This is a genomic window from Intestinibacter sp., from assembly GCF_022780145.1.
Classification (GTDB): Bacteria; Bacillota; Clostridia; order Peptostreptococcales; family Peptostreptococcaceae; genus Intestinibacter.
Map to the genome: position 1 here is coordinate 1 of NZ_JALEXO010000053.1, position 11,317 is coordinate 11,317.

Consider the following 11,317-nt stretch of genomic DNA (forward strand, 5'->3'; position numbering starts at 1 on the left):
TTGGTCAAGGAAATTGTTTTAATACTTATTACAAATGGGATGGATCTAAACTTTCAACAATAATGTCTTCTAGGTCAGTTGAAGAATACAATTCTAATGGATACTTTGAATACAAATATTATATAAATGATAAAAAAGTTACTTTATCAAAATACAAAAGTTCAATTGCTCCTTATGAAAAAGGACTTAAATCTGTAAATGTACAAAACTCATATAAAGTTACAGATTCTGTTATGAGAGATAAATTATTAAAGTAATGTAAAATAATTTGTGCTTATTATAAAAATGAAAATAAGTTTATAACTTTAAATAAAAAAACTACTAAGTCATAAACTTAGTAGTTTTTTTATCCTCGTTTTTGAGGATTTAACTGGTGGAGATGAGGGGAGTCGAACCCCTGTCCGCAAGCCCATTCCTCGCTGCATCTACGTGTGTAGCCATCTGATTTAAAATCTCGCCTCCGATGTCGTCCAGTGGCAAACTACATCATCGGCCAGCCCCAATTATTCTACTTCAAGTCGAGACAACCAAGAAGCAGTTCCCTGCATAGATGATGTCCAGTCTTAACCGGCAGGAGGGCTAAGAGGGACAAGCAGCCAAAATTAAGCTGCTAAAGCGTAATCTTCGTTTGCGTTTATTTTAATTCCCCAGGTTTTACGTGATCTAGAGGAGTAACACGACACGCAGCCTCAAGTTCCAAACCCACGTCGAAACCTTTACACCCCCATGGATGTTTTAAGTCTTGAGACTTTTGCAAACGCCTATCTACCATCTGTATTCAATTGTTTTATGTTCTGTATTAATAATATAATACTTTTTTACTAAAAAATCAATGTTATATTTTACATCTGGAAGAATTAATATCTTCCAGTCATTTCTCTTTCAATACGTCTTTGGGCGTCTTTTTTCGCCATGTCTTGACGTTTGTCGTAAAGCTTTTTACCTTTTGCTAGAGCTAGTTCGACTTTGACCTTGCCGTTTTTTAGGTACATGCTAAGTGGGATTAGTGAGTACCCCTTGATAGTTGTAGCTCCTATTAGCTTTCTTATTTCTGATTTGTGAAGAAGAAGCTTTCTTGGTCTCATAGGGTCTAGCTTGTAGAAGCTGTTTCCTTGTTCGTATGGGCTTATATGAACTTGTTTTAAGAAAACTTCGGAATTATCCACAGATGCAAATCCGTCCTTTAGATTGACTCTGCCCATTCTAAGTGATTTAACCTCTGTACCCTTTAGTTCTATTCCACATTCATATGTTTCTTCTATAAAATACTCATGTCTTGCCTTTTTGTTTGTTGCTAAATTTTTAGTTCCTGCCATACATCTCACCTTCTTCTCTATTTCTTATAAATTATTATATCATATATAACGATTAAACGTGTAAATATCAATTCATTATTTTTAAACTGAACTATAATTTACCATACATTATTAATTTCGTCAAGCCGTGCAAACTTATAAAATAATTTTTTACAAAACAAAAGGATGAACTATCCATTCTAAGAAAATTTCATACATAATTCATCCAAAAATATATACCTATTATTTAATTGTAAATATCCACTATTTGCAATATTCCTAAATTCTTTTCATATGTTTTTCAAAAAATTCATCGATCAAATTTATAACCTCGTCTTGCCAAAATCCAGGTCCACAGTGGTCTTGTCCCATAACTTTATAAATACTACTTTCCTTTCCTTCTGCCAATAATTTTTCATGAAGCATAGCACTTTGTTCAAACGGAACTATTCTGTCCTTGCTGCCGTGGAAAATTATTATTGGAGGTATATCTCTACCTTTTGTTATGTAATTTAGGACATTTGCCTTTTGGGCCTTATCCGCATGCTTTATAACGTCCAATTTTCCTATTAATATTCCAACTGGGCTATCTGCAACCGTATAGTCAGCCGTAGTCGGAGCCTCATTCATTCTTGTTATATCTGTCGGTGCGTAGAAGTCAACTATTCCATTTACTTTGTCTGAGTATTCACTGTAGTCATCGGTATCTAGTTCTGTTACACCGCTAGTTATTCCCGTTATCAAAGCTACATGTGCTCCTGATGAGTCTCCCCATAAAAATATATTGTCCTTATCAATTTTATACTCTGATGCGTGTTTTCTTAAAAACCTGATAGCCGTTTTGATATCTTGCACTTGTGCTGGGAAAGGCGCGTCCTCTGCTGATCTGTATTGAACAATTGCAACTATGTACCCCTTATCTGCAATTTTTGATAGGTTGCCTATGTTTAAATATAATTTCTGTTTTATCCAACCTGAACCTTGTACGAATACTACACATGGCAGTTTTTCCATATGCTCTACAGTATAGTAAGGCATTAGAAATTGTAATTTTAGACTTTTTCCATCTCTTTCTACATAATTTACATATCTTTTACATACTACTGATGTAACATCATCGTCAAATTCGATTACATTCATCCCCTTTGTAACTGTTGTAGATTCTGGAAAGTCTTCATAACTATATTCTATCGGATCTACCATTCTCATTCCTCCATTCAATGCATCTATATATTTACCTAAAAATAAATCAAAAAATAAAGGAATATTATAAATGTAAATATTAACAATTACATTTTTATAATATCCCTTTCAGAAATTTTTATCAACTATTTTTAATATATTTACCTATTCTTGAGAATCTTTTTGATTTACAAGCTCGAAGTCTATTTCTCTAAAGTCTACATTCACCTTGCTGACCTTGATTCTAACTTGGTCACCTATTCTAAATACCTTCTTAGTTCTCTCTCCAATTAATGAATACGTATCTTCATTATAATTGTAGAAATCATCATTCATATCTACCATTCTGACTAAACCTTCTACAGTATTTTCAAGCTCTACAAACATTCCAAATGAAGTCACACTAGAAACTATTCCGTCGTATTCTTCACCGACTCTATCCTCCATGTAAACTGCTTTATAGTAATCGTGTACATCTCTCTCAGCTAAATCAGCTTCTCTTTCTCTCTCTGAAGACTGGTTAGATGCGTACTCTACTATATTTGCAAGCTGTTCACTTCTCTTTTCTGTTAGCTTTCCGTTTAACTGTTCTTTTATTATTCTGTGTATTTGTAAATCTGGATATCTTCTTATCGGCGATGTAAAGTGGCAGTAATATTGTGCCGCTAAACCAAAATGTCCTACGCATTGAGGGGCATATCTAGCCTGTCTCATACTTCTAAGCATGATTGTGCTGATTGCTTGTTCCTCTGGCTTTCCTTTTATTAATCCTAACACTCTTTGTATTTCCTTAGGATGTATTTCGTCTAAATCACCTTTGAACGAATATCCAAAAGTCGCTATGAATTTATTCAAAGTTTCCATCTTCTCTGCTGCAGGTATCTCATGTATTCTATAGACAAATGGTACAGCTAGCCAGAAGAAATGTTCAGCCACTGTTTCATTAGTTACAAGCATGAATTCTTCTATCATTCTATTAGATATTCTTCTCTCGTATGACTTGATATCTACTACTTTTCCTTCTGAATTTAATATTATCTTTGATTCAGGGAAATCAAAATCGATTGAGCCTCTTCTAGCTCTTCTTTTCATAAGAATCTTAGCTAGTTCTTCTGCATGCTTGAAGTCGTCTACTAAGCTAGCAAAAGTATTTTTTAGCTTTTCGTCGTCCTTTTCTAATATATCAGAGACCTCTGTGTAAGTCATTCTAGCCTTTGAATTTATCACAGATTCTGCTATATCGTATTTTATAACCTTTCCATCTGCATTTATTTCCATAAATACTGATAGAGTTAATTTATCTTCAAAAGGATTTAAACTGCAAACTCCATTTGATAACTGCTTTGGAAGCATTGGTATTACTTTATCCACTAGATAAACTGATGTCGCCCTCTTTAGCGCCTCTTTGTCTAGCTTAGAGTGTTCTCTTACGTAGTGAGATACATCTGCAATATGTACTCCTAATTTGTAATTTCCACTTGGCAACACTTCTATTGATACGGCATCGTCTAAGTCCTTCGCATCGTCGCCATCTATTGTAAAAGTCCTTAAATCTCTCAAATCAAGTCTTCTAGCTATTTCCTCTTCTGGTATTGGAATACTCACACGTTCAGCTTCATCTATTACCTTTTGTGGGAATTCCTCAGGAAGTCCGTGAGCTCTTATTATAGAATCTATCTCTACTCCACGTTCTCCTTTTTGACCAATTACTTCGATTATTTTACCTTCTGGTTTTCTGCCTTCTATAGGCCACATAGTTATCTTACAGACTACCTTATCATTGTCCTTTGCTCCAGAGAAAAGCTTATTTGGAATGTAAATGTCTTGATTGAATTTCTTATCGTCTGGAACGACAAATCCAAAGTTCTTGTTAGATTGGAAAAGACCTATTATAGTATCGGTTTCTCTTTTTATTACCTTTACTATAGCTCCTTCTGCTCTTCTTCCTTCTGTCGCAGGTTTTGTTATTTCGGCCATAACTCTATCGCCATTCAAAGCTCCATTTATATCTTCTGGATTTATGAATAAATCTTGTACAAATTCTTCATCTGATTCGACAAATCCAAACCCTCTTCTATGAGATACAAACTTTCCTACAAAATATCCCATAGCACTTGGTGCCATAACTCTTCCTTTTTTTGTTATGACTATATATCCATCGTTTTGTAATTCTTCTAAAAAATTGTCAAACATCGGCTTTTCACAAGAGTGAATGTCAAATATCAATGCCAATTCTTCTTTTTTTAGAGGATGGTATGCTTTGTCGTTTATTAGACCTAGTAACTTTTCTCTTATTTCTGGTGTCATAAAAGAGCCTCCCTTTATCATATTTAAAATATTTATCTATCTTTCACATTCAAATAAATATATTATATACTTTATTCGCCTTTAAAGATATATTTTTCCTTTATTTTTAATATTCTTTTATTATTTACTTTATTATATTTTATATGCAGGAAAAACTCTATATTTAATAAATTACTACAGCCTAATTCCTACTTATCAAGTATATCCTTTAATCCAAAGCTATCTATAGTATGTATAATATGAAGACTCATGGCAGTCTTAGCTCCCTCTGCGTTTCTGTCCTTCATAAAATCCATGATCATCTTGTGGTCCTTCAAAGTAAGCTCTGTCGCCTTTTCGTACTGTTTAGATAATATGACGCTTTCGTTTATTGCCTTACTTATAATAGGAACTAATTCCTTCATAAAGGAATTTCTGCTCGCCTTAGCTATGGCGTTGTGAAATAGCTGCTCTGCTTCTGTGCGGTCCTCATCGTTTTGTATTTTTTTTTCTATTATTTCTCCGTAATTTAGTATTTTTTCTATTTCGTTGTCGCTGGCTCTCTTCGTAGCATAATACGCTGCCATCGGCTCTATTATCAACCTCATTTCTAGTAAATCTGCCAAATCAGAATTACTTCCTTTTAAATTGCCTAAAGTGAAATTATCGACCTCATCGCTTTTTACAAAAGTGCCCTTTCCTCTTTTTATTTCAACTATATCCTGTAAAACTAACATCTTTATAGCTTCTCTCAACGTCGTTCTGCTTACATTTAAGAGTGCTGATAGTTCATTTTCATTTGGTAATTTATCACCTACTTTAAATTTTTTCTTAACTGTTATCATATCTAAAATCTCGTCAGCAGCCTGTTCTGACAGAGATTGCGATCTGTTGTAATCCATTATTTTTAACTCCTTAGCTATATTATTGTCTTTATTTTTAAATTTATTCATTGTTTTCCAATTTTTATTTATTTTTTATTGACATCATATGTTAAATGTATTAGTATGATGTTATATAATTTATAAAGAAATAATACATCATAATATTGATAATATCAAGAGTTTTTAAAATAAAAAACCTTCATTATAAGTTATATAAATTTGAATAAAAAAATTTTAACATTGAATGAATATTTTTCGATTATAGGGGGATAATAGAAATGAAAAGTGATGCAGTAAGAAAAGGGATGCAACAAGCACCTCATCGTTCATTATTTAATGCTTTAGGACACACAGAAGAAGAAATGAAAAAACCTTTAATAGGTATAGTAAGCTCTTACAACGAAATAGTTCCAGGTCACATGAACCTAGACAAAATAGTAGAAGCAGTTAAATTAGGAGTAGCAATGGCAGGTGGTACTCCAGTAGTATTCCCAGCTATAGCAGTTTGCGATGGTATAGCTATGGGACATATAGGTATGAAATACTCATTAGTTACTAGAGACTTAATAGCTGACTCTACTGAATGTATGGCTATAGCTCATCAATTCGACGGATTAGTTATGGTTCCTAACTGTGACAAGAACGTTCCAGGACTTTTAATGGCAGCTGCTAGAGTTAATATTCCTACAATATTTGTAAGTGGTGGGCCAATGCTTGCAGGTCGTGTCAAAGGAGAAAAGAGAAGCTTATCTAGTATGTTTGAAGCAGTAGGTTCTTACGCTGCAGGAACTATGGACGAAGCTGATTTATTAGAATTCGAAAACAAAGTCTGCCCAACTTGTGGTTCATGTTCAGGAATGTACACTGCAAACAGTATGAACTGCCTAACTGAAGCTATAGGAATGGGACTTGGAGGAAACGGAACTATTCCAGCTGTATATTCAGAAAGAATAAAACTTGCTAAACATGCAGGTATGAAAATAATGGAATTAGTAGAAAAAGACATAAAACCAAGAGATATAATGACTGAAAAAGCCTTCCAAAATGCATTAACAGTAGATATGGCTCTAGGCTGTTCAACTAATACAATGCTACATCTACCAGCTATAGCAAAGGAAGCTGGCGTTGAACTAAATGTAGACATAGCTAATGAAATAAGTTCAAGAACTCCTAACCTTTGCCATTTAGCTCCTGCTGGATACACTTATATGGAAGACTTAAACCAAGCTGGTGGAGTTTACGCAGTTATGAAGGAATTAACTAAGAAAAACTTACTTAACCTAGATATAATAACTGCTACAGGAAAAACTGTCGGCGAAAATATAGCTAATGCTGTAAATAAAGATCCTGAAACAATAAGACCAATAGACAATCCATATTCAGAAACTGGTGGTATAGCAGTTCTTAAAGGTAACTTAGCTCCAGATTCTGGTATAGTTAAACAATCTGCAGTAGTTCCTGAAATGCTAGTTCACGAAGGACCTGCTAGAGTATTCGACTGTGAAGAAGATGCTATAGCAGCTATCAAAGGCGGCAAAATAGTTGCTGGCGACGTTGTAGTTATCAGATACGAAGGACCTAAGGGTGGACCTGGTATGAGAGAAATGTTAAATCCAACTTCTGCAATAGCTGGTATGGGACTTGGATCAAGTGTTGCTCTTATAACTGACGGTCGTTTCTCAGGAGCATCTAGAGGAGCTTCAATCGGACACGTTTCTCCAGAAGCAGCAGTAGGCGGACCTATAGCTCTAGTTGAAGAAGGAGATATAATCAAAATAAACATCAAGGAAAATACTCTAAACCTTGACGTTTCTGATGAAGAATTAGCAAGAAGAAAAGCTGCTTGGACTCCAAGAGAACCAAAAGTAACTACTGGTTACTTAGCAAGATATGCTTCTATGGTTACATCAGCTGACAAAGGTGCTGTATTAAAAATAAATAAATAATTTTAAATTTTTATATACAATTAAGGCTAGGTCTTTGACTTAGCCTTATTAATTTAAAATAACATACAATCGGAGGACTTTATGGAAAATTTAATTTTATCATTTAATGTCGTAGCTCCGTTATTTTTCATGATGGTTCTAGGATATTTTCTGAAATACATAAAAATGTACGACCAACACACCTTAGATATTATGAACAAGGTTGTTTTCAAGGTATTTTTACCCGTACTATTATTCTACAATGTTTATACAACTGATTTAGGAGAGGCTCTTGATCTTAAATTAATCCTATATGCTGCATCGGGAGTGCTTATTTTATTCTTTTTACTATTATTAATCGTTCCTCGTTTAGAAAAAGAAAACCCAAAACGTGGAGTCTTAATTCAAGGCGTATTCCGTAGTAATTTCGTAATATTTGGTATACCAGTTGCGACTTCAATCTACGGTGAAGGAAATGTGGGTACTACTGCTATGCTTATTGCGACAATAGTTCCTTTGTTCAACGTACTAGCAGTTATATCACTTGAAATATTTAGAGATTCACAAATAAACGTAAAAAAAATAGCCAAAGGAGTAATAACTAACCCACTTATAGTAGCTGCTGTAATAGGGATAATTTTCCTTCTTATAGGAATTCAACTTCCGACTTCTGTGCTATCAACAGTTAAAGATATCTCAAAGATGGCGACTCCTTTAGGGTTAATATTATTAGGTGCATCATTCTCATTCTCTGATGTCAAGAAATACCTAAATGAAACAATAATTATCGTCATAGTCAAACTAATCTTAGTTCCCGCAATTATGGTTCCACTTAGTGTTTTCTTGGGATTCAGAGGAATTGCATTACTTACTTTGACAATTATATACGGAGCTCCTACAGGTGTTTCTACCTTCCAAATGGCTAAGCAAATGGACGGAGATAGCGATTTGGCAGCACAAATTATCGTATTTACATCGTTCTTCTGCATAATCACTATGTTCTTCTGGATTTATATATTGAAGAGTATGGCACTTATTTAAAGCAAAAAGTCTTCCAGGATTTTGTCCTAGAAGACTTTTTTTATTTTAAAAACTAAATTCAATCTTTAAATTTTTATTAAATGATGGCCAGTCATCTAATTTATTATTTGTTTATTACTACTAATGCTAATGCATTAAGGAAAAATAATACTGAGAATATTTTAGTTGATTTTAAAAGGAATGCTTGTTTTCCTTTTGGTTTAAAATATGCTTGTGTTTCAACATCTTCTCCTGCTCCACTGAAATCAGAAGAGAAGTTTCCTTTTCCTTCTTGAGGCATTATAACTAATAGTAAAAGTACTGATAGTACTACTTGTACACCCATTAAAATATTATTAAGCATGCGTACCTCCTATTATTTCCTTGAATTTATTCAACCTTTAGTTTATCATAATATGACTTTTATTACAAGAAATCAGCTCAAATATCTAAATCATTCTTATAATTTGCTCATCAAATTAAAAATCTGCTTAGCCGTCATCTTCAAGTTAAACTTGGCAACCTCAGACTCCATAGCCTTTTCCAATGTCATCGGCTCATTTACTATAGAAAATACAGCGTCTATACCGTGTTCATTCACCTTATAAGCATCATTTGTCAGAGATCCACCTAAAGCTATGACCTTCTTAGAATACTTCTTAGCTAACTTAGCGACACCTATAGGAGCCTTCCCCATTATAGTCTGAGCATCTAGTCTCCCTTCTCCTGTAACGACTACATCGGCATCCTTTATGTCCTCTTCTAAGTTAATCTCCTTCAAAATTATATCTATGCCTGATTCTAATTTTCCACCTAAAAAAGTCATAAATCCATATCCTAGTCCGCCAGCAGCCCCTGCTCCTGGAGTGTTTTCATATGTATTATTTACAACCTTGCTTAAATTTATAAGCCCATTGTCTAAAATTTTTACAATTTCTTCTGTAGCTCCTTTTTGTGGACCGTAAATATAGCTCGCTCCATTTTTTCCATATAATAGGTTATCCACATCACATGCCACCTTGAAACTACACTCTGAAAGCTCCTTTAATGCTTCTGTTTGATCAATTCTGTGGATTTTATCTAAAATTTGACCTCCAAGTCCCAGCAAATTTCCATCAACATCATAAAATTTATACCCCAAAGCCTGCATCATACCTACACCAGCGTCATTTGTAGCACTTCCACCAATTCCTACGATAAATTTTCTGCATCCCCTGTGGATAGCATCCTTTATTATTTCTCCAACTCCGTATGTAGTTGTGTATAAAGGGTTTCTCTCTTGTTTAGAAACTAATGTAATCCCTGCTGCCTGAGCCATTTCTATTATCGCAGTTTTTTCGCCTTCTTCTATTATTCCATATGACGCTGTAACCTTTTTACCTAATGGACCGTGGACTTCTATTTTGTATTCAATTCCCTTCATACCTTGTACTAAGGCCTCTATAGTGCCCTCTCCTCCATCTGCAAGGGGCTTGACAACCACCTCTGCATCTGGACAAACTTCGAGCACACCTTCCTTTATAGCATTTCCTGCATCTACAGAACTCAAGCTTCCTTTAAGCGAATCTATTGCTATTACAACCTTCATATAACTGTCCTCCTTAATATCGAACTAATACCAGTACAACTTCCATTTTCCACTCAAATATCTCGATTCAAAGAAAATTCCTCTAACAATCCAATCTATAACCATAGCTATCCATACTCCGAACAAACCAAGTCCCATATATTTACCTATAACATAGCTAAATCCAACTCTAAATATCCACATTGAAAGTACAGCAACATACATACAGAACTTAACATCATTAGATGCTCTCAATGTGCTAGGTATCAAAAATGAAAACGGCCAAGTAATTATACCCCAAATACAAGTAAACACCAAAATCTGTCTAGCCATAGCAGCAGTCTGATCTGACAAATTGTACAGTTCTAATATTTTTCCCATAGATAAAAGTATAATCACACTTGTAACTATTATGCTCGCATATGCTATTAAAGTCATTTTCTTAGTGTAGTATCTAGTTTGATATTCATCATTTGCACCAACACATTGCGATATAACCGCCAAATTTGCCTGTACTATAGCCATTCCAGGCGCTACCTGAAAAATACCAATAGCATTACCTACAGCATTTGCAGCGATTGAAGCAGTCCCAAAGCTAGCCACTAAATTTAAAACAATCAGCTTCCCAAATTGGAACATCCCGTTTTCAAGGCTATTTGGAATACCTATGTATAAAATCCTTTTAATCATATCTTTATTAAAACGAGTGCATATTTTATCTGACAAATGAATTTGTAATTCGCTGTTTCTAATGAGATAAACTGCTATTACAGCCGCTAAAACCCTAGATAAAGTCGTCGGAATCGCAGCCCCCGCTATACCTATCTTCAATCCATATATCAAAAGAGCATTTCCAACAAAATTCACTGTATTCATAAATATAGATATTTTCATAGTTATCTTAGAATTTCCCATAGCTCTAAACAAAGCCGCCGCACCATTATAAATACCTATAAACGGAATTGATGAGAAAACTATCATCAAATATGTATTAGCATTACTCATAACATCAGGTTCAAGATGCCCAAAAACCTTATGAAGAATAAAATACTTCAGCCCATAGCAAACAGCCATCACGACAATCGAGCTGACAGTTATAAACAGTATCAACTGATCAGCCGCCTCACATGACTTCTTCTCATTTTTCTGACCTAAATA

10 protein-coding genes and 1 other RNA gene are annotated in these 11,317 nt (G+C 34.3%); 3 read left to right on the forward strand and 8 right to left on the reverse strand.

What is annotated here, in order from left to right; genetic code table 11:
- On the forward strand, window positions 1-257 hold a 257-nt coding region (locus MR593_RS01930), incomplete at its 5' end, for a hypothetical protein (RefSeq protein WP_290686412.1).
- Between the two features lie 114 nt (window positions 258-371).
- Here MR593_RS01930 and ssrA read toward each other — a convergent pair.
- The 5 genes from ssrA to MR593_RS01955 form a co-directional block, all read right to left on the reverse strand.
- Window positions 372-726, reverse strand: a transfer-messenger RNA (tmRNA) gene (ssrA, locus tag MR593_RS01935).
- A 131-nt stretch (window positions 727-857) separates the two neighbouring features.
- Window positions 858-1,316 (reverse strand): SsrA-binding protein SmpB, encoded by a 459-nt coding sequence (gene smpB / locus MR593_RS01940; protein WP_290686414.1) that lies wholly within the window; start codon window positions 1,314-1,316, stop codon window positions 858-860.
- Between the two features lie 258 nt (window positions 1,317-1,574).
- A complete protein-coding gene (locus MR593_RS01945; RefSeq protein WP_290686416.1) occupies window positions 1,575-2,498 on the reverse strand; it encodes an alpha/beta hydrolase in 924 nt (307 codons plus the stop codon).
- 144 nt (window positions 2,499-2,642) lie between these two features.
- The gene (gene rnr, locus MR593_RS01950; RefSeq protein ID WP_290686418.1) at window positions 2,643-4,784 is read right to left on the reverse strand and encodes a ribonuclease R; all 2,142 of its coding nucleotides are present in this window, start codon (window positions 4,782-4,784) and stop codon (window positions 2,643-2,645) included.
- Window positions 4,785-4,972: 188 nt separating this feature from the next.
- Window positions 4,973-5,665: a FadR/GntR family transcriptional regulator gene (locus MR593_RS01955; protein WP_290686420.1), complete on the reverse strand. Its 693-nt coding sequence runs from the start codon at window positions 5,663-5,665 to the stop codon at window positions 4,973-4,975.
- Window positions 5,666-5,925: 260 nt separating this feature from the next.
- On the opposite strand from MR593_RS01955, the gene ilvD reads away from it, so the two are divergent.
- Window positions 5,926-7,593 carry a dihydroxy-acid dehydratase gene (gene ilvD, locus MR593_RS01960; protein ID WP_290686422.1) on the forward strand — a complete coding sequence of 556 codons (1,668 nt, stop codon included), beginning with the start codon at window positions 5,926-5,928 and terminating at the stop codon, window positions 7,591-7,593.
- 81 nt (window positions 7,594-7,674) lie between these two features.
- A complete protein-coding gene (locus MR593_RS01965; protein ID WP_290686424.1) occupies window positions 7,675-8,613 on the forward strand; it encodes an AEC family transporter in 939 nt (312 codons plus the stop codon).
- Window positions 8,614-8,716: 103 nt separating this feature from the next.
- Here MR593_RS01965 and secG read toward each other — a convergent pair whose 3' ends face one another.
- The 3 genes from secG to MR593_RS01980 form a co-directional block, all read right to left on the reverse strand.
- The gene (gene secG, locus MR593_RS01970; protein WP_290686426.1) at window positions 8,717-8,956 is read right to left on the reverse strand and encodes a preprotein translocase subunit SecG; all 240 of its coding nucleotides are present in this window, start codon (window positions 8,954-8,956) and stop codon (window positions 8,717-8,719) included.
- 96 nt (window positions 8,957-9,052) lie between these two features.
- Window positions 9,053-10,180 carry a glycerate kinase family protein gene (locus MR593_RS01975; protein WP_290686428.1) on the reverse strand — a complete coding sequence of 376 codons (1,128 nt, stop codon included), beginning with the start codon at window positions 10,178-10,180 and terminating at the stop codon, window positions 9,053-9,055.
- Window positions 10,181-10,204: 24 nt separating this feature from the next.
- On the reverse strand, window positions 10,205-11,317 hold a 1,113-nt coding region (locus MR593_RS01980), incomplete at its 5' end, for an MATE family efflux transporter (RefSeq protein ID WP_290686430.1).